Origin of the sequence: Mesorhizobium sp. ESP6-5 (assembly GCF_020164695.1) — a bacterium.
GTDB classification, from domain to species: domain Bacteria; phylum Pseudomonadota; class Alphaproteobacteria; order Rhizobiales; family Rhizobiaceae; genus Mesorhizobium; species Mesorhizobium australicum.
The window spans coordinates 115,754-135,242 of sequence record NZ_JAIUGR010000009.1; the positions used below are offsets into that span (position 1 = coordinate 115,754).

At 60.1% G+C, this 19,489-nt stretch carries 18 protein-coding genes; 12 read left to right on the plus strand and 6 right to left on the minus strand.

What is annotated here, in order from left to right:
- The first annotated feature begins 397 nt into the window (after window positions 1-397).
- The 6 genes from LB524_RS16605 (at window position 398) to LB524_RS16630 (ending at window position 7,597) form a co-directional block, all read left to right on the plus strand.
- Entirely contained in the window at window positions 398-1,453 is a 1,056-nt protein-coding gene (locus LB524_RS16605) for an ABC transporter ATP-binding protein (protein ID WP_015316626.1), read from the plus strand.
- A gap of 39 nt (window positions 1,454-1,492) precedes the next feature.
- Window positions 1,493-2,821, plus strand: a complete 1,329-nt coding sequence (locus tag LB524_RS16610) for an ABC transporter substrate-binding protein (RefSeq protein ID WP_015316625.1) — start codon at window positions 1,493-1,495, stop codon at window positions 2,819-2,821.
- Between the two features lie 274 nt (window positions 2,822-3,095).
- Window positions 3,096-3,947 (plus strand): carbohydrate ABC transporter permease, encoded by an 852-nt coding sequence (locus LB524_RS16615; RefSeq protein WP_411909919.1) that lies wholly within the window; start codon window positions 3,096-3,098, stop codon window positions 3,945-3,947.
- Between the two features lies 1 nt (window position 3,948).
- Window positions 3,949-4,845 carry a carbohydrate ABC transporter permease gene (locus LB524_RS16620; protein WP_224528320.1) on the plus strand — a complete coding sequence of 299 codons (897 nt, stop codon included), beginning with the start codon at window positions 3,949-3,951 and terminating at the stop codon, window positions 4,843-4,845.
- 291 nt (window positions 4,846-5,136) lie between these two features.
- The gene (locus LB524_RS16625; RefSeq protein ID WP_224528323.1) at window positions 5,137-7,155 is read left to right on the plus strand and encodes a sensor histidine kinase; all 2,019 of its coding nucleotides are present in this window, start codon (window positions 5,137-5,139) and stop codon (window positions 7,153-7,155) included.
- Between the two features lie 142 nt (window positions 7,156-7,297).
- Window positions 7,298-7,597: a hypothetical protein gene (locus LB524_RS16630; RefSeq protein WP_224528326.1), complete on the plus strand. Its 300-nt coding sequence runs from the start codon at window positions 7,298-7,300 to the stop codon at window positions 7,595-7,597.
- Window positions 7,598-7,705: 108 nt separating this feature from the next.
- Here LB524_RS16630 and LB524_RS16635 read toward each other — a convergent pair whose 3' ends face one another.
- The 3 genes from LB524_RS16635 to LB524_RS16645 all read right to left on the minus strand — a co-directional run bounded on the left by LB524_RS16635 (window position 7,706) and on the right by LB524_RS16645 (window position 10,534).
- Window positions 7,706-8,551: an SDR family NAD(P)-dependent oxidoreductase gene (locus tag LB524_RS16635; RefSeq protein ID WP_224528341.1), complete on the minus strand. Its 846-nt coding sequence runs from the start codon at window positions 8,549-8,551 to the stop codon at window positions 7,706-7,708.
- Window positions 8,552-9,198: 647 nt separating this feature from the next.
- Window positions 9,199-9,648, minus strand: a complete 450-nt coding sequence (locus LB524_RS16640; protein ID WP_224528711.1) for a hypothetical protein — start codon at window positions 9,646-9,648, stop codon at window positions 9,199-9,201.
- A gap of 649 nt (window positions 9,649-10,297) precedes the next feature.
- Window positions 10,298-10,534 (minus strand): FAD-dependent monooxygenase, encoded by a 237-nt coding sequence (locus tag LB524_RS16645; RefSeq protein ID WP_224528343.1) that lies wholly within the window; start codon window positions 10,532-10,534, stop codon window positions 10,298-10,300.
- Window positions 10,535-11,539: 1,005 nt separating this feature from the next.
- Between LB524_RS16645 and LB524_RS29085 the strand changes: the two genes are divergently transcribed.
- A complete protein-coding gene (locus tag LB524_RS29085) occupies window positions 11,540-11,935 on the plus strand; it encodes a class I SAM-dependent methyltransferase (RefSeq protein ID WP_224528345.1) in 396 nt (131 codons plus the stop codon).
- A gap of 387 nt (window positions 11,936-12,322) precedes the next feature.
- Window positions 12,323-12,643 (plus strand): DUF982 domain-containing protein, encoded by a 321-nt coding sequence (locus LB524_RS16655; RefSeq protein WP_224528359.1) that lies wholly within the window; start codon window positions 12,323-12,325, stop codon window positions 12,641-12,643.
- A gap of 278 nt (window positions 12,644-12,921) precedes the next feature.
- Here the strand turns inward: LB524_RS16655 and LB524_RS16660 are convergent, their stop codons facing one another.
- Window positions 12,922-13,545 (minus strand): chemotaxis protein CheB, encoded by a 624-nt coding sequence (locus tag LB524_RS16660; RefSeq protein WP_224528361.1) that lies wholly within the window; start codon window positions 13,543-13,545, stop codon window positions 12,922-12,924.
- Between the two features lie 561 nt (window positions 13,546-14,106).
- On the opposite strand from LB524_RS16660, the gene LB524_RS16665 reads away from it, so the two are divergent.
- Window positions 14,107-14,619: a ferritin-like domain-containing protein gene (locus tag LB524_RS16665; protein WP_141907417.1), complete on the plus strand. Its 513-nt coding sequence runs from the start codon at window positions 14,107-14,109 to the stop codon at window positions 14,617-14,619.
- 999 nt (window positions 14,620-15,618) lie between these two features.
- Window positions 15,619-15,762, plus strand: coding sequence for a hypothetical protein (locus tag LB524_RS16670; RefSeq protein WP_181171421.1), 144 nt, complete (start codon window positions 15,619-15,621; stop codon window positions 15,760-15,762).
- A gap of 465 nt (window positions 15,763-16,227) precedes the next feature.
- Here LB524_RS16670 and LB524_RS16675 read toward each other — a convergent pair whose 3' ends face one another.
- Window positions 16,228-16,485, minus strand: a complete 258-nt coding sequence (locus LB524_RS16675; RefSeq protein WP_140792142.1) for a hypothetical protein — start codon at window positions 16,483-16,485, stop codon at window positions 16,228-16,230.
- A 119-nt stretch (window positions 16,486-16,604) separates the two neighbouring features.
- Here LB524_RS16675 and LB524_RS16680 point away from each other — a divergent pair, with 119 nt between their 5' ends.
- Together LB524_RS16680 and LB524_RS29010 are read left to right on the plus strand one after the other, a co-directional pair.
- Window positions 16,605-17,249, plus strand: a complete 645-nt coding sequence (locus LB524_RS16680; RefSeq protein WP_224528362.1) for a winged helix-turn-helix domain-containing protein — start codon at window positions 16,605-16,607, stop codon at window positions 17,247-17,249.
- 51 nt (window positions 17,250-17,300) lie between these two features.
- A complete protein-coding gene (locus LB524_RS29010; RefSeq protein WP_224528364.1) occupies window positions 17,301-18,104 on the plus strand; it encodes a hypothetical protein in 804 nt (267 codons plus the stop codon).
- A 402-nt stretch (window positions 18,105-18,506) separates the two neighbouring features.
- On the opposite strand, the gene LB524_RS16690 is transcribed toward LB524_RS29010, so the two are convergent.
- Complete coding sequence (locus LB524_RS16690) at window positions 18,507-19,415, minus strand: LysR substrate-binding domain-containing protein (protein ID WP_224528366.1); 909 nt, start codon at window positions 19,413-19,415, stop codon at window positions 18,507-18,509.
- Window positions 19,416-19,489: the final 74 nt, after the last annotated feature.

Genomic DNA, 19,489 nt, shown 5'->3' on the forward strand with positions numbered 1-19,489 from the left:
GAAGCATTGTGCGCCTGACGCGTTGAGCGGGGTCCGTAGATAGACTAACCGCCTGCCGCCCGGCTCCGGGTCGTAGAGCGACGAGCCGCCTCAGATCGCGCAACCGTTTCACTCCCGGTCTAGCCGCCGCCTTGTTCCGCGATACTTGGAGAATCGGAGTGCACAAGGATGAGACCGCGATGTCCGATGGAATGCTGCGCTTGTCCGGAGCGGCCGAGTGCCTCTCGAAATATTGGAAACCCGATCTAGATCCCTCAGTCCGGGGGAGATCCGGCCGTGCTTTACACGCACTGCTGGTAGCGCTACCACTTCAGATGGAGGGGCGCGGCAAGACCGGAAGCTGCGTATGTAAAGTGGACGTCTTCCTGCAGGCGTCTCATCGCCCGGGAGGTAATCGATGGCGTCCGTTGCGATCCGCGATGTCTATAAGTCCTTCGGCGCCGCCGAGATTCTCCATGGCGTCGGCATCGACATAGAAGATGGCGAGTTCGTCACGCTCGTCGGCCCGTCGGGCTGTGGGAAGTCGACGCTGTTGCGCATGATCGCGGGGCTAGAGGGCATCACGCGCGGCGAGATCGCCATTGGTGGGCGCGTTGTCAACGCGGTCGCCCCCAAGGAGCGCGACATTGCCATGGTGTTCCAGAACTACGCGCTCTATCCACATATGACGGTGCGAGAGAATATGGCGTTCTCCCTGATGTTGAAGCGTGCCTCGAAGCAGGAGAGCGATGCCAAGGTTGCACGTGCCGCGGAAATTCTCAACCTCACGCCGCTTCTGTCGCGCTATCCCCGGCAGCTTTCGGGCGGGCAGCGGCAGCGCGTGGCGATGGGCCGGGCGATCGTTCGCGACCCGCAGGTGTTCTTGTTTGACGAGCCCCTCTCCAATCTCGATGCCAAGCTGCGCGTACAGATGCGCGCTGAGATCAAGGAACTGCACCAGCGCCTGAAGACCACGACCGTCTATGTCACTCACGACCAGATCGAGGCGATGACGATGGCTGACAAGATCGTCGTCATGCATGACGGCAATGTGGAGCAGATCGGGCGCCCGCTCGATCTTTATGACCGCCCGGACAATCTTTTCGTCGCGATGTTCATCGGCTCTCCAGCCATGAACATGCTGACAGGGCGCATTGGTGCCAGTGGCTTTGAAGGCAGCGGCGGCGTCGCCGTACACTTGCCGCGGACGCCGCAAGGCCTGAGTGGAGGTCCAGTAGTGCTTGGCATCCGGCCAGAGCATCTGCGCCTCTGCGACCAAGGCTTTCCCGTCACCATCTCCGTCATCGAACCGACCGGGTCGGAGTTGCAGATCATCGGCCGCGCGCCTGGTGGCGAAGAGATCGTCGCGACTTTTCGGGAGCGCCACCCGTTCCAGCCGGGCCAAACTGTCAGGCTCGCCGCCGAGCCAGGCCTGGTCCATCTCTTTGACGCAGATACGGGTCGCCGGCTTTGAACATGCCGAGGTCAGCCAATCAAACAGGAGGAAATGGCCATGAGATACACCAGAAGAGACGTGATCCGCACCAGTGCCGGTGCTGCGGCGGCCGGGGCAATCGGTAGCCGGCTGCTTGGCACGCCAGCTCTTGCCCAGGATGGGCCGAAATTCACGCCCGAAAAGGGAGCCAAGCTCAGGCTCCTTCGCTGGTCACCATTCGTCCAGGGCGATGAGAACGCCTGGCTGGCGCAGACGAAGAAATTCACCGAGGCTATCGGTGTCGAGGTGCGCGTCGACAAGGAGAGCTGGGAGGACATTCGTCCCAAGGCGGCAGTCGCCGCCAATGTCGGCTCGGGTCCCGACCTGATGTTCGTCTGGTTCGACGATCCTTTCCAATATCCCGACAAGCTCCTCGATGTGACCGATCTCGGAGATTATCTGGGCAAGAAATATGGCGGCTGGCACGAGGGCCCAAAGAGCTACGCCACCAAGGACGGTAAGTTCATCGGGCTGCCGCTGGCTACCATAGGCAACGCGATCGTCTACCGCGAGAGTTGGGTCAAGGAGGCCGGCTTCTCCGAGTTCCCGAAGGACACCGACAGCTTCCTCGAATTGTGCAAGGCTCTGCAAGCCAAGGGCCACCCAGCCGGCTTCACCCATGGCCACGGCGTCGGTGACGGCAACAACTACGCCCACTGGCTCTTATGGAGCCATGGCGGTAAGATGGTCGACGAGAACAGCAAGGTGGTGATCAACAGTCCCGAGACGCTGAAGGCGATCGAATATGCCCAGGCCCTCTACAAGACCTTCATCCCAGGCACCGAAAGCTGGCTCGACGTCAACAACAATCGTGCCTTCCTGGCCGGCGAGCTGTCGGTCATCGCCAACGGTATCTCGGCCTATGAAACAGCCCGGATCAACAAGGACAAGGATCCCAAGCTGGCTGAAATGGCCAAGGACATCCGCACGGCCAGCTTGCCGATCGGTCCGATCGGCAAGGCGGTGGAGCTTTACCAGGTCACCTCGGCGGTAATCTTCAACTACACGCCTTATCCCAACGCGGCCAAGGCCTATCTGCAGTTCATGTTCGAGGAACCGCAGATGTCGGAATGGATCAAGGGCTCTTCCGGCTATTGCTGCCAGACCTTGAAGGCCTACGACGACAATCCGATCTGGAAGGCCGATCCAAACTATGCGCCCTATGCCAAGGCGTCAGCGACGCTGCGCAACAACGGCTACGCAGGGCCGCTCGGCTACGCGTCCGCCGCGACCATGGCCGACTACGTGCTGGTCGACATGTTCGCCAAGGCGGTGACTGGTCGGGCGACACCGCAGGAGGCAATGGAAGAGGCCGAAAAGCGCGCCAACAGGTATTACCGGGTGTAGTCTGGACGTCTTCTTCCATTCGAAGGGGAAGACGCCTGTTGTTTTCCGGTCGACCCCAGCAGGCGTCGCGACGTGCCGCCGAAAGGCACGCGCCCACAAGGAGAGAGCGCGGACCAATGGGCCCGCGCGCCAGCAGTCCACGAAAGTCGAAGGACTGCCGACACTCGATACCCGCCACAGGAGCCCTTTCATGGCCGCGACAACCGCCGCCCCGCCCCGCCCCTCCTTCTTGTCGCGAATTGCCGAAAGCCGTGGCCTGCTCAGCTTTGGCTTTATGCTGCCGACAGTGGCGCTGCTGCTGGTCTTTCTGACCTATCCGCTGGGGCTGGGCGTCTGGCTCGGCTTTACCGACGCCCGCATCGGCAGGCCGGGCGTCTTCATCGGCCTGGAGAACTATGAATACCTCTGGGACGACAGCGTATTCTGGCTGTCCGTGTTCAACACGCTTCTCTACACGGTGAGCGCGTCTATCCTGAAGTTCGCCCTCGGCCTTTGGCTGGCGTTGCTGCTCAACGAGAACCTGCCGTTCAAATCGTTTTTCCGCGCCGTGGTGCTCCTTCCCTGGGTGGTGCCGACGGTGCTGTCGGCGATCGCCTTCTGGTGGATCTACGATTCGCAATTCTCGATCATCTCCTGGGCTCTCAAGCAGATGGGCCTCATCGACCACAACATCAACTTCCTTGGCGATCCGCAAAACGCGCGCGCTTCGGTAATCGCGGCTAATGTCTGGCGCGGCATTCCCTTCGTCGCCATAACGCTGCTTGCCGGCCTGCAGACGATCCCGCAATCACTCTACGAAGCCGCCACGCTGGACGGCGCCGGTCGATGGCAGCTGTTTCGCTATGTCACCTTGCCGCTGCTGACGCCGATCATCGCCATCACCATGACCTTTTCGGTGCTGTTCACCTTCACCGATTTCCAGCTCATCTATGTGCTGACGCGCGGCGGCCCGGTGAACGCCACACATCTCATGGCGACCCTTTCTTTCCAACGTGGCATTTCGGGCGGGCAGCTCGGCGAAGGCGCAGCCATCGCCGTTGCGATGATCCCGTTCCTGCTGGGCGCGATCCTGTTCAGCTATTTCGGCCTGCAGCGACGCAGGTGGCAGCAAGGCGGCGGAGATTGAGATGGCTCTGATCGATCCCAAGGCAAATGCAGCCGGCGGCGACGAAGGTGGCATGACCTATCTGCAAAGCATGCCGCGTCGCGTGGTGACGATCTATGGGCCGTTGGCCATTTTCGTCATCGTGCTGCTCTTTCCCTTCTACTGGATGACGATCACCGCGATCAAACCCAACGCGGAAATGACCAGTTACGACACATCGAGCCCGTTCTGGGTAGTCCACCCGACCTTGCAGAACATCCGCTACCTGCTTTTCGAGACCTCCTATCCCGGCTGGCTACTCAACACGACGATTATTTCGGTCGCCGCTACCGTGCTGTCGCTGATCGCTGCAGTCTTGGCTGCGTATGCGATCGAGCGTCTGCGCTTTTCCGGCTCGCGCCAGGTCGGGCTGGCCGTGTTCCTCGCCTATCTCGTCCCACCATCCATCCTGTTCATTCCGCTGTCGGTGATGGTGTTCAATCTCGGGCTTTATGACACGCCCTTTGCCCTGATCCTGACCTATCCGACTTTCCTGGTGCCCTTCTGCACCTGGTTGCTGATGGGCTATTTCCGTTCCATTCCCTTCGAACTGGAGGAATGCGCCCTCATCGATGGCGCCAGCCGCTGGCAAGTGCTGACCAAGATCGTGCTGCCGCTGTCGGTGCCAGGGCTGATCAGCGCGGGTATCTTCGCCTTCACGCTGTCGTGGAATGAGTTCATCTACGCCCTCACCTTCATCCAGTCGTCCGAGAACAAAACCGTGCCGGTGGGCGTGCTGACCGAGCTCGTCCGCTCCGACGTTTACGAATGGGGTTCGCTCATGGCCGGCGCCCTGATCGGCTCGCTGCCGGTGGTGATCCTTTATTCCTTCTTCGTCGAGCACTACGTGTCGTCAATGACCGGCGCGGTCAAGGAGTAGCCCACGGCAGTAGCCAGCGGCGTGGCACCTTATGGCGTGCGCCACCGCGCACCGAGTTTACGTCACTGCGGTCGCGAAGGAGACGGCTGTGGCTGGAGCGACGAGCGCTGGCGCTATGCCGCACCACGTGATGCTTCCATCCTTGTGGTTCCCGCGACGAGCTGAGGGAAGCATTATATTCGCGTGAACTAACGCTTGCTGTTCCTGGTCCGCTGATTATGGTTGAGCGTTCCTGAGCCGGCACGGGATATGGACTTGCCTCGTCGATCAGTTCGATCGCATCTGCTTGGATTGATCGCCGCCGCAGTTGTCCCGGTGTGGCTGTTTGCCGGCTATTTGCTGGGCCAATATGCACTGCAGGAACGATATCGTTTTGAGCAGGATGCCGTGCAAACGGCTCGCCAGGTGTCGCTTGTTGTAGAGGGCGAGCTGGCAAATCTCCAAACCATCCTCGACGGCCTTTCCAAATCCCCCGCGCTCGCCAGTGGCGATCTGCAAGGCTTCCACCGCGAGGCGCTCGATCTTGTCCACGGGACGGACCGGACGATCATCCTGCGTGATCTTGGCCGCAATCAGCTGATGAACACTGAAATCGGATACGGTGCCGCCTTGCCGTCGGTCGCACCGATAGAAGCTGTCGACCGCGATAAACTCAACCGTTCCGGAGTTTTCGTCAGCGATGTTTTCACCGACAAAAGCTCAGGCGAATACCGCGTGGCTGTTGCCATTCGGGTGCCCGCTCCTAAGGGGGAGGACCTGCTTCTTTCACTTTCTGTACCGACTGCCCGGATCCGCGATGTTTTGGTGCGGGCTGTCCCGGAAGGATGGACGGTGGGCGTGGGAGATCGCGACGGAAATTACGTTGCCCGTTCCAAGTTGCATGACGAATGGACCGGAAAGCCCGGATTGCCCGAATACGTGGAAAAGATAGTTGGGCGCTCGGGCTCATTCACGTCCCGCAACTTCGAAGGGGCGACGCTGCTGGCAGGCTACTACAGGTCTCCGCACTCTGATTGGTTCTACACCGCAAACGTGCCGCTTTCAGCAGCGCAGGCGCCGCTATGGCACTCGCTTGCCGCGATTTGCGGGATAGGTCTCCTTTCGCTTCTTGTTTCGGTTGCTCTGGGATATTTCGTCGGCAAGAGATTCACCCAGGCCACCGCTGAACTGGCGACACGGGCCGAAGCGCTGGGTCATGGCCGCAGCGTCGAACCCCTGTCGACCTCGGTTACGGAGTTCGCTGCCATCGCCCAGGCGATGGTGGATGCAGAGCGGGCGATCGCCGAACGGCGCTACGAGTTGGAGGCGGTGTTGGAGACAGCGCCGGCGGCAGTCTGGTTTACCTACGATCCGAAGGCTCTTCAGGTTATCCGCAACCGCTTCGCGGCCGAACTCATGGGCCTGCCAACCGACGCGCACAAATCCTTCGGCAGACCCGACCTCGTCATCGACACCGTGGCCGTCAAGGACGGGAACATAGTGAGCCGCGAAGACCGCCCTCTTAGCCGCGCCATGCGCGGGCACCTGACGGATCATGAAGAGTTCGCCTACACGCTGCCGTCAGGTGTCGAGCGCTTTCTACTTTCCAGCGCACGCCCAATTCGCAACCCCGGTGGCCGCATCATAGGGGCCGTACAAATCAGTCTCGACATCACAGAACGCAAACGCGGCGAGGAGCAGCTCAAATTGTTGACCAACGAGCTGAACCATCGCGTGAAGAATATCCTTGCCGTGGTTCAGTCCATTGCCTCCCAGACACTGCGCAACGCCACAAGTTTGCCTGAAGCAGGACGCACGCTCTCCAGCCGTCTCGTCTCGCTGGCCCGGGCCAACGACCTGCTTATCCAGCAGAACTGGAGTGGCGCCGACGTCAAGGATCTGGTTGCCACATCGGTCAGCTCACACGCGCCGATCGACCGCTTCAAGATTAGCGGCGAGTCGGTCTGGCTACCGCCGAACGTCGCTCTTTCGGCCGCTCTGGCTTTTCATGAGCTTACGACGAATGCGCTCAAGTATGGAGCACTGTCGAACGAGACCGGCACGGTGTCGATTCAGTGGAAGCTCCTCGGGCAAAAACAGCATCGCTGGCTCAATCTGGAATGGCGCGAACGGGGAGGTCCGCCTGTTGAACCGGTCGAGCGAAAGGGCTTCGGCACGCAGCTCCTCGAGCGCGTGTTTGCGTCCGGCACGTCAGGGCGCGTCACTCTGAAGTTCCAGAAATCGGGACTGGTCTGCACCATGCGCGTGAATTCCGCGTCTCAGGCCAATCCCGCGGTAGACAATGACGACACCCCCGGAGCAGAATCGTAGAAATCTCCAGCGAAGCTCTCCCCGGGGGCAGGCCCGAGCACAGTGCTCGGATAAGGACCATATTGTCCTCTCGTCAAGAGCCTATTGACTCATACGTTCTTATTTTGTTCACTTTCGGCAAGATAGCCACAGAAGGCACGCTATGAGGCTTCGGCTAGAAATCAAAGGAGCTTCCCCGGAAGAGAAGCAGCGCGGGATCGACGCAGCAAGCGCGGTCTTTGCCGCAGCGGGGATATCGCCTGAACAGGGAGCGGATGGAATGTTCGCGCTGGAAGGCTGGGACGACGCCAATTTTCACGATGACCTGGAGCCGGATGAAGACGAGGATGAAGCGGCGAGCGTGTGGATGCAGGCAAACAAGGCTGCGATTGAAGCTTGTTGCACCGATTGGCCGGCCGATGCCGTGCCAGGAAACTATCTTTTACTGGAATTGGTCGACTGATCAGACATCGAAAAGGTCGCTCGGCCCCACGCCGACCTCGTCGATGATGTCGGCGTGTTGTGGCGCGGCGATCCGACCTTGCACCGGTGATGGGCGCTTTTAATTCTCTCAGTTTGGTTCCTGCTGGTTGGACGTAGCTGCCAGTTTTCCCGAAAACAGCGCAGGACCGCGCGTCTTGAGCAGCGACAAGGACGCGTAATCGAGGATCGACAATCCGCCATCGACCACAATCGTCTGACCGGTGATGAAGGATGCTTCATCACTTGCAAGGAAGGCCACCGCTGCAGCAATCTCCCTAGGCGTTCCCATGCGGTTGAAGACACCCGGCGGGACTTCCCATTCGCCCGAGGAATTCGTGCTCGACGCAGGTTCTTTTTCATCGAGCTCTGTTGCGATCCAGCCGGGGCTGACACAATTTGCCCGAATTCCGAATAGCGCACCTTCCACCGCCAGCGAGCGTGTGAGCGCCTCCACTCCCGCCTTCGCAACACCGTACAGTCCCCAGTTTCCGTGCAGTGTGGCCGTCGACGAGATGTTTACAATCGACCCACCGCCGCAGTCGCGCATCACCGGAAGCGCGTAGGAGGAGACGAAGTAGGTCGAATCGAGATTGGGGCCGCGCAACTTCGACCAACGCTGGCCCGGCGATTCATTGCCCTCGATGCCTGACCTGCGGGAGCCGACCCCGGCATTGTTCACGACGACGTCCAGGCTGCCCCATTGAGCAACCTTGTCCACCATTTCCGCCGCTGCCGCTTCGCTTGCCAGATCACATTGAAAGAACTTAGCTCTGCCCCCGGCAGACGCGATCTCCGATTCCACTTCCGAGCCCTTGGTGCCGTCACGACCGACAAGAGCAAGTCTGGCCCCTTCGTTGGCGAAGTACCGCGCTATTCCACGTCCGATTCCGGAATTGCCCCCAGTGACGATTACGACCTTGTCTTCAAAACGCATCTCACCGTTCTCCAAATAGGATCATCGCTCTGCCCTGTCTTGCAGTGCAGAATATTACAGACGTTCTAAAGCCTGTTAACAGCTACCGATTGCGACGAGATCGAAGTGCGGCCTCACCCGTGAGGAGGCCCAACGCATCCTCGATAAGCCTACGGCGAACACCGGCTCATATTCTGATGGTTCTGGTGGGGGCCCAAAAAGGGCCCGCCACCGGAGAGGTCTTGGTAGCGGGCAGGTGCAGGAGTGCGCTGGGATCAACCAGCATAGATAAACGGACGGCCGTCTGGCGGTTGCGGTCATCGTTCACCGGCATTTTACCATGCGAACATATTCCGAGCGTCAAGAGTATGGTAGCCACCACGAGGGCGCGGTGCGGTTCGAGCGGGTGATGGGGGCATTACTCGGTCGGGTCAAGCTCAGGCGAGGTGCCGCGTCCGCACCATCTCAGTCGGGATAGGTCTCACCGGAACACGGGCGCGGCGTCACTTCCCCCGAGCCACTTGCTTGGCCAAGTCGCCGATCTCCCCGGCGACCTTGCGGGTGTAGGCGCTCAACACAGAACACGGCTTCATTCTTGGTCTCAACGCTCCCGCTCGAGGAGCCACTAAACCAGAACCATCGGTCAGCCGACGGCCCTTGGAATTCTTTCATAATACGGCCGGCGTTGTCAGTCTGGAATTCCGCTGAGAAATCACACGGCTTTGATTGACCGCTAGGATTGTTCGCCGCCACGCCAGAAGTACGCGACCGCCGCGGTCGACCAGGCAGCAGAACGCGTCTTCCTTAGTCGCAAAGGTGTCCACGATCGTGCTGCCGTCGACGACCTGCCAGCCGCGATGATACGCGAGACGGACCCTCAGGCGCTCGCTCATCCCCGAAAGCTTTCGGTGTACCAGGGTGATCTTGCCGTCCACCTTCATCGGCTTGTAGATCATCAGCCTCTTGGGAAGGTGGTCGGGATGGACCTCGAGGAGCGTAATCTCGACCGAGGGCTTGCACCGGTTGCAATCGAATTTCAGCTTCGGAGGGTCAACGCCGTTCACAAGCATGTTGTGCCGGGTCGCCTTCCCCAGCGTGTCGATCGGGTCGTGCGCCATGAGAACAGAAAAGGAACAAATTCCTTGCCCGTCAAGCGGCCTTATGGAATCTTTGCGCAGATGAGCGACGAACCAATCAGGCTTCCCGACGGCATAACGCCCGTGCCGCGCGAGCGCGCCAGAGTCCTAGGGCATATGTGCGAGCACACTGGCTGCGCGAAGCACGGAGGGTCCGGCTTTGCTCGGCCTCGCCATCAGCCGCATTGGTTCTGTTTCGAGCACCGAGGCGACGGCGAACGCTATCTCTGAAAGAGGAAACCATGGCAGATTGACCACCGTATATGCCCACAGGCATCGGCATGGGCATGCTGGGGCGCACTGGCGATCGGGTTCGACCTTGCGGTCTCGCCCCAGCAATTCGGCCCTCGCTCGCTGACCTTCTATCCTCGGAGAGTTAGAGACCGCATTCCCTTTTTGACCGTGTTCCGAATAGGCAACCGGATGCGGGCAAACATGTTTGTCTACAGAACTGTTGCTGATCCGTGGACCCAAGCATTCCCGACCATCAGAAGCACCTGTGGCGGCAGGGCCTCGCGCAGGCCGTTCACCAGCGGACCGTAGGAGAATCCGAACTCGGCGTTCTCCTTACGCTCAAAGAGCTGTCCGAAGCGGAAGACCTGGATTTCGTTTGTCGGGGTGACCAGGGTTTTTATGACAGGGCCGAGCCCCAGCTTGTCGACAACTGCATCTGCTCCAAGCGGGTCTTCTCTGCCCGGAACTCGTCGTGGTGTACGCGGTGCGGATCAATGAGCGCGACCTTGCGCCCGGCTTTGCCTAACACCGTTGCCAGGGTGGTGCCGGCCAGTCCGGCGCCGACAATGGCCACATCGACTGATGTCGCCCCGGCGTGTTCGGCAAACGGTTCAGAGTAGTTCTGCTTATTCATCCTGCCTCGTCGGGTGATGTCCCCGGGTATCTTTCCGACCGCTCGTCACCTCAACTGCCTGATTGGGATATCAGCGGTGACTACTGTTTCTGTTAACGGACCGCCCTCATTTGCCCGCCGCCCCATTCACGGCAGCGGCGGGCGTCCCTGGAGATGAGTAAAAAGCGACTGCTCGGGCGTTGGTGGCCTTGGCGGAGCATAGGATGCAAATTCGGTGCCGTGGATCCGTGCCGTAGTGAAACAGCATGAGGAAAGCCCGCCGCGCGCGCTCCGACGACGGGCCTCCTTATGGAGTGGCTACATCCCAGAGGGAATCGACCACCGTATGGTTAACCTCCCCTACGGGACAATGTTCCGGGCATGAAAGAGCCCGCTGACCGAAGCCAGCGGGCAAGCCACTTGGGAAGGCCGCGGGAGTGGTGCGGCCAGCTCCCGAACCATGGTCGCAGCCAGATGTTCCGCAGCCCACAAGAAGCCAACGGCAACACCGGTTCTAATTCTGTGGGGCTCAAAAAAGGGCCCGCCACCGGAGAGGTCTTGGTAGCGGGCAGGTTCTGGAGTGTGAGCGGTGGCAGGGTCGGTTGCTAGATATCGAGCAACCGTTCTAGGAAGCTCGAGTATGTTTAACCAGATTGTCGAGCTCTTTCGCAGCCTCAAGTCCCGAAATTTTCACGTCGACATGTCGCTTCCGGATTTCAGCGGCAGAATCTCGCAATTCCTCAAGCCTTCGAGAATGCCTGGAGGCTGGCGGTAAGTTTCCAATGTTCTGCATCGAAGCTGCCATTGCTGCGCCCTCTAAATCAGTTCGTTGATACGACTGAGAACAGGCTCACACGTAACCACTAGCACGGCACCGAAGCCCTGCCGAAGCTCGTCGACGGTTGCTCGTCCCCGGCGAACCGTTCTATGATCGTCACCGGGGGGTAGACTCTATTGGCGCCAAGGTTCATCGCTAAGCAGCTCTCTTGGCCGTCGGGGATCGGCGGCTGGCTTGTCCGCGCAGGAATGAATCGCGGCAACGCAAGGCTGAACAGCTACGCTCTCGATCAACTTCAGTTGGTGCCAGAAGATCGAGTTTTAGAGGTCGGGTTCGGGGGCGGCACAGCACTGCCTCGCCTTCTCCGTGGCGCAACATTGGTCTGCGGTGTTGATCGCTCTCAAGACGTGGTAAAAACCGCCCGTCGCCGGTTTGCCGATGCTGTGAGCGCCGGACGAGCCGAGTTCCACGTCGGTACAGTAGAAAAACTGCCGTTGCGGGATTCGACATTCGACAAGACACTAAGCGTTCATACGGTATACTTTTGGCAAAGCCTTGAAGCTGGATCAGCGGTGCGCGCGTTTTGGTGCCAGGCGGGCGCATCGTGTTGGGCTTCCTCCCCAAGGTCCATATGGACCGGCTGAACATGCCGGCGGATATCTTTACTCCGCGCGACCCAGATGACGTAATTGCTGCGCTACGAAATGCCGGGTTCAAGGAATTCGAGATTCGCAGACCGACCTCGGAAACGGCAAGGATCGTCGCGACAGCCATACGAAGCTGATTGAACGCGCCAGGGAGCCGGTGGGAAATCGCCTAGGCAAAAGGGTTGAATGCAGGCCCGCAGGAAGTCGCTCACCCGCCCCGAAGCACGCACCACCGGCACCTGGCGCAAGTAAAAAAGCCGCGCCGCTGCGATCACCAGATCGCGACGAGCAAGACCCGTTCTGCACAAAAGGAGCGGCTACTGCAACCAATTTCAGCCTGAAAAGTTTGGAAGGCCTTATCACCGTCAAGGAGGAGGGTCTGACTTGAGTGCTTTCCTGCCTGTGAAGATTAGGTTTACGAACCTCCAAGCGGCGACGGCCATCCAGTCAGTGGTCGAAGCCCGAGCGGCAATGGATGCGGCCGCATGGAAGAACAAGCACTTGCATTCCTATCGACAGGCACTGCGTTTGCTGGAGGAGGCTCAGGCAGGAACCTGCCGGCAATCCATCGCTTTCGCAGCCTTTGTCAAAGCCGCAAGAGATCAGGACATGATTGTTTCAGATCAACCGAGTGAGGCCCTGAAGCGCCTAGACGTGCTGGCACGCTCCATCTATGCCCAGGATCGCATGCCGCGCTCGATTTAACCAACAAGCGCGTCCTGCGACCTGGAAGCCCGCGCCCTCAAAAAAAAGCCCGGGCCGACCAAGTTTGCCCTTGGCCAGCAGCGCGAAGGACGTCGGAGTGCGCTGCGCTGGTCCAAACCCAGCATACGCGCCGGCCGCCTTGGCCGATCGCCAGTCGGCCCCCCTCACTGGCGGGAAAGCGAGCCCGGCCGGGTCTCGGGGACCCTGACCAGCAGCACGCGAGCTGCCGACCGTCGAACCAGCCGAAATATCAGGTTCAATTGCCCCTCGTCTTGGATCTAAACAATTAGTGGCTGGGGCTGAGCTCGCCGCACTCTTCGGATGACCTCACCGGCGATCTGATCGGCAGAACCGGTGAAGTCGAGCGGCCCATCATACATTGCCGCGTTCATCGGCATCCCGGCTTTGATCTCGCCGGCCTCGGTAAGGACCATCGTTGCACCGCCGGCGTGGGCTATTGCGGCAAGTCCACGTGAGCCATCACTCAGCGAGCCCGATAACACGATGCCGATTGCGCACGTCTTGGCGTGAACGGCCACAGAATTGAAGAGGATGTCGACGGTCTGCCCGCGATGTATGTGTCCAGCGCCCTCAACAAGTTTCACATTGCTTCTAGCGGCTAATGACAGGTGCGCGTCTGGCTGGCCGATGTAGCAGCGTCCGACGTGGAAGACGTCATCTTCATCGGCGACCATAACCGGCATTAGTGACCTCTTACTCAAAACCTCTCTCAGGTGACTCACTTTATCGCTGGGCCGATGCAAGACCACGAGGACGATGGCCTGCAGGTCATTGGGCAGGTTGCTAAGGAGGTCTTTGATGTCGCTGAGGCCATCCGATCCAGATGCGCCGATAGCGACGAAGAAAGGGCCATGTTCGTGCTGAGCGTGCGCGATATGCATCGACTAGGGCTAACAGGTTCGCACCAACTTCGCGAGGATAACCTCAAAGCATTCGCGATAGCACAATATTTCTCCCCCAGCGGTCCCTCAATGAGTACCACCGAGCCGGACCTCCGGTCATCCTAAATGGGTACGGAGGGGGCCGTACCCGGCAGAAGGCGCGGTTCATCGGGCGTCGGACAGGCTACATGGTGCACGCGGCATGATATTGCGGTGCGAGACGGTCTGTACTTGACTGGCCGGGGTCTGTTGTGAACCGGCCGATCGGCGATTGTGTTCGCTATCGGCTGCATGGCTCGCGTTGGTATCTACGCGCTCGGGGTTCACCTGGCTGGTGATGGCGCTTCGCACCCAAAGGCTCTCCAGATGCCCTCCCGCGAACGGGCGCCGGCTAACGCCAGGCGCATTCAACTCGGCTCCTTGCCGTTGATGCCCGGATCTGCGCGCGCAGCCGGCAAAAGCCGTTCGGCACGCTAGTCAAATCCCGATGGAACTGGATTGCCGCAATTTTGTTTCTCGTCCGCCCCCGTTTTGTGAGGCAGTGAAAAAAGGGAGACAGTCATGGCAACCGCCAAAAAGGCCTCGACGAAAGGCCTGAACGAACTCTTCATCGACACTTTGAAGGACATTTATTTCGCCGAGAAGAAGATCCTGGCAACACTTCCCAAGATGGCCAAGGCGGCACAAAGCCCTGACCTTAAGGCAGCCTTCGAAAAGCACCGCGGCCAGACCCAGGAGCACGTAGCGCGACTGGAAAAAATATTCGGCGCTCTCGGCAAGAAACCCCAGGGCAAGACCTGCGCCGCCATCATGGGTATAACGGAGGAAGGCGCCGAGATCATGGACGAGTACAAGGGCTCTCCGGCTCTCGATGCTGGTCTCCTTGCGGCGGCTCAGGCAGTCGAACACTATGAGATCTCCCGCTATGGTACGATGCGCACCTGGGCTAGCGAGCTCGGCATGGCCGAAGCGGTTAAGCTTCTTGAGCTTACCCTTGGCGAGGAAAAGGACACCGACGAAACCCTCACGCAGCTCGCCGAGTCAGCGGTGAACGTCGCTGCCGAGGCGGCTTAGGAACGAGACAACGGTCTCTGTCATCCGCAAGGCTTCTGACGGTCGCCGTGCCGGCGGATGGCTTCCATACATTGAGGATAAGAACGCAATTTTCGGTGCCCGTCCAAATGTGCCGCAGTGAAACGGCAACAGAAAGCCCGCCTTGACGGCGGGCTTTCCGACCGGCCGGAGGCCAGGAGAGTGCGGCCAAAACCTCACGGCTGGTTCCCCTTCAGCCTCGGCGGCGTGCTATCACCAGGCAGAGCTGGCGCAGGTCCCGGTCATAAGTCCCCTCATCGCTGAGGACGTCGGAGCACCGCTTCTTCATGCGCGTTACCTGCGAGCCTGACATCTGAGCCACTGCACCCCGAATGTTGGCGCTCGAGAGGGTGCTCGGGTTCGACGGATTGCTGGGATTCGTTTCGTTTCCAATGGCCACGCCTGCGCCGACACCGCCTGTGCCGCCGACATTGGCGCCACGCCCGGCGTTGATGCCGCCCGTCCCACCAACATTGGCACTAAGCCGACGCCGCTGGGGCCACCGGCTTTGGCTCCAGCACCCGCGTTTACGCCACCAGCGCCGCCAATCGACGTGCCATCCCCAGCGCCGATGCCGCCGATCGATGCACCAGCTCCGGCATTGATGCCGCCGCCGCCGACCGAGGAACCAGCACCGACGCCACCAGCAGCCGTTGCCGGAAGCGACAATGAAAGCATGACTGCGCTGCTCGCAAGAATGTTGGCGAAGGTTTTCACGAAAGAATTCATGACACTCTCCTGTTGCTTTGCACCAGCCGCAAGTTGACTGTGTCAATAGCAAAGAGCCGCCGAGCGTCTCGGGTGCGGAGCAGGAAGGCTTAATTCAGAAGAAGGCTTCCGAAGTCTCAAAGCGATCATTAAATTTCTTACGATCGACGAAAGATCCGGCTGCTGAAAAGCGCTGCAGTGTAAGAGGTAGACGAACCTAACGGAGCGGCAAATGTCGATGCCTATGCCATGAGGAGAAACTAGAAATGAAACATGCAGAAGCACATTGATAAGTTCATCCGCGGCGGTTCTGGTGCGCCCGTCGAATGTGGTCTCATCGCCGCGCTTATCGGGCTCGAAGTCTCCCGTCTTGATCTTAACCAGATCACAGCCACGAAGCCTGCTGTCGACGGCTAGATCAAAAAGAGCGCAATCGCGAACCCTCCCTTCTCGATCCAAGAAGAAGCGGATTGACCATATCTGCTTCAGTGTCAAAGGGCGTTTCTTCCGACGGTCTTTCCCGCCTTCCAGGCGGCGGTCACGAGCTGCAGCATGATAGTGAGAGTGACCCATCTCATTTCTCCTCGGCCTTGACTGGCCGGGAGGGTAACTAGATGGAGCTAACTGCGGCGGGGTCGCGTGCGGACTGGGCCCTTCAATGTGACGATAATAGCGGAGCAGACGTTAGCCGATGCAAGCGAAATGGCCGCCATCACCCCCATCGCGGATTCTCCAAGCCCCACCGCACTCCCCGAAAGCCGCTGCTCAGCGGCTCATTTGCAGCGGTAATAAGCTTACACTTTCGAGTGCGGCACCCCGAGTTTGAAGTCCCCAAGTACTTTGCTAGTCAGGCAGATAATAGTTCACAGCTATGGATCCAAATCACGCCTGCCAGAACGGCTTTTGAAGATCCGCCTCGACGGCAGCCAGGGTAAGACCGACGTCGTCGATCCGCTGAGGCCCATCTTCGGCCAGTCGCTTCAGCTCCTCGCGATAGTACATGCGCTCGCGCCAGACCGCGACCAGGCCGCGCAGGGCGATGAGTCTCGCCCAGACCGATGCCGGTCCAGTCGTCCACGTCGGCTGTTCGCTCCAGAAAGACTGGCATAATCTTGAGGTAAGAAAAAGCTGCGTGCTCATTTGGCTCATCCTTTCTTGGTGCTGCTAACGGCGACGTTACTGTGGCGGATGAGCGGAGCTGCGTACTAAAGCGCGGCCGAAACTGTTCCGAAAAATTCCGAAACGTCTAATATGGCGCGATGCAACGGGTTCACCTTACCTTTGGTCCGTTCGTGCTCGACCCTGAGAAGGGGACGCTCCTGCGGCAGGACATACCGATCTCCATCGGGCATCGCGGCATCACGCTGCTCGCCGCGCTTGCGGCCCGGCCCGGCGACATCCTGACCAAGGCCGAGCTGATGGAAGCTGCCTGGCCGGGCCTGGCGGTCGAGGAAAGCAATCTCACCGTCCAGATTGCGACGCTGAGGAAGGCGCTCGGCCCTACCGGCCAAGGTGGCGATTGGATCGCCACCGTGCCTCGCGTCGGCTACCGCTTCACCGCGCCTGTCGAGCGCGTGGAAGGTTCAGTGCAGCGACCGATCGCGCCATCCGGTAAACCCGCCATTGCGGTGCTGCCCTTCGCCAATTTGAGCGGCGATCAGGACCAACAATATCTGAGCGACGGCATCACCGAAGATATCATCACTGAACTTGCTCGATACCGGTCGCTCTTGGTGATCGCGCGCAATTCATCTTTTCAGTTTCGTGGGCCAGCGCCGGACCCCGCAGAAGTCCACCGGCAACTCGGCGCGCGCTACCTCGTCGAGGGCAGCGCGCGACGGCTCGGGGACCGCATCCGGATCACGGCGCAACTGATCGACGGCGCCAGCGGCTTCCATTTGTGAGCTCAACGCTACGACCGAGCGCTCGAGGACATCTTTTCGGTTCAGGAGGAGGTGGCGGCCCTCGTGGCTTCAACTGTCCAAGGCGCCGCCGAGGCAGATGCGACTACCCGCTCGCGGCGAACGCCGCCGGCCGATTGGGCCGCCTACGACTACTACTTGCAGGGTCGCGCGCACTACCATCAGTATGAAATGGACAAGGGCGAATCCATGTTCGCCCGGAGCGCCGAACTCGATCCGGCTTTTGCTCAAGGTCATGCCTATCTGGCGCAGTGCCTGGTTGCGCGCTTCTGGTACGACCGCGATCCTGGTACGCTGCAAAGTGCCTTGCAGTCTGCGCGCACGGCGCTCCTGCTCGACCGGAATGACGGCATCTGCAACCAGAGCATGGGTCTCGTGCTTGTACATATGCGCCAGCATGGGGATGCCGGACTGTATTTCCAGCAGGCCCGGACGCTCAATCCGCACGACGTCAACATTGCCGGAGACTATGCAAGCTGGCTCAACTACGGCGGCCAGCCGCAGCAGTCCTTGGCGGTCCTCGAAAGGGCCATACTGCTCGACCCATTGCCCCCGGTCTGGTTCTGGGAGGTGAAGGGCAGCGCGCTGTTCCTGCTCGGTCGATATGCCGAGGCCATCGACGCCTATCGGAAGGCCGGCGACCAGTTCTTCATCCATGCCTTTCTTGCGGCGGCCTACGCACATCTGGGCGAGATGGCAAACGCGCATGTCGCAGTCGAGGCCACACTGAGCCGGCAACCGGACCTCTCGCTTGGCTACCTTGCCCACCTTCCCTTCGCAGACCCGTCATCCTTCGAGCTCTTCCTCTCCGGTTTCAGAAAGGCCGGCTTTTTCTAGGATTCAGTCGGTCCGAGAAACTCATCGCTGCATTTGGATGCATGTGAGCAGTAAGAAGGACGACGGCAATGATCATCGACATGAGAACCTCCATGTTGGAACCTGACATGCGGGGTCATTGCTGGATCAGGCCCATCATCGAGCAACGCACTCATGTTGCGTTGGGCAGACCGTCGCTTTCGAGCGAGGTAAAGTTTGCCGAACGTCCGAGATGAGGGCGCGAAGCGGACCGCCCCGCGAGTGCCAGCCTCCTCAGGCAAACGTAGGCAAGGTTCGCTTCCCGCGCCTTATGTCGGCGATTGAGGCATAGGCTCCCCGCTCTGCCCGGGGCCCCCTCAGGCAATGGGTGCTGCTCGCCCGGGTCAGATCACAAAGTCGCGCTGCCCACCCGGTCCGCCAGTATCATGCGACGGTTCTCATCCACGCCAGAAACGACTCTATCACGGCGGATCGCGGACTGTGCTGCATCCATACGACATAGAAACTGTAGCCCGGCAAGGACAATGGATGCGCTTTGACGAGCATGCCGTTGTCCAGTTCACGACCGACCACGACGTCACTACAGATCGCTATTCCTTGCCCGGCCACAACCGCATCGATCGCATGCAGTTCCTCGCGGAAACTCAAATCCCAGGCTTTGTCGGCAGTTAGCTCCGGGTCTATTGAACGGGCCGTCGCTAGCCATCGGCGCCAGGTGGGAGCCTCCGGATCCCGGTTCATCCAGTCAAAATGGATCAACGGATAACGCAGGAGATCGGCGGCACGCTTAATTTCCCGCTTATCGCCTGCCAGCAAACGGGGGCTGCAAACGGGAAAGAAGGAATCGCGGCAGATCTCTTGCGCCGCGAGGCCCAAAGGCGGGCTTCGTGTGTAGCGGATCGCCACATCCGCGGCGCCGGCGCGCAGGTCGAGAACTGTGTCCGTCCCGATGATCTCCAGCGGCACTGCCGCCGGGTTGGCCTCTCGCCACTTCTCGAGCCTAGGAACCAGCCATCGGCTCGCGAAAGCATTCGGGCTTGTCACCCGCAATGGTGCTTGAGGATCCGGCTCGGCGACTGCGGTAAGGGAGCCGGCGAGCAGATCAAAGCCGTTGCGGAGGATAGGAAACAGTCGCGCTCCCGCGCTCGTCAGCACGAGCGGGCGCGGTCGGCGCTGGAACAGCTTGCGACCGCATATCTCTTCCAACAGGCGGACTTGGTGGCTGATCGCTGTCGGCACCACGCCGAGTTCCACCGCTGCCGCCTTGAAGCTGCCGTGCCGAGCGGCCGCCTCGAAGGCGTGTAAAGCGCGTAGAGGCGGGCCGTTTGTCATGCCGTCAGTCTAGATGAATTCCCCTCATCTAGCAGCTAAGAATTTCGCTTTTGCAGAAGGGTGGACCCTGTGCG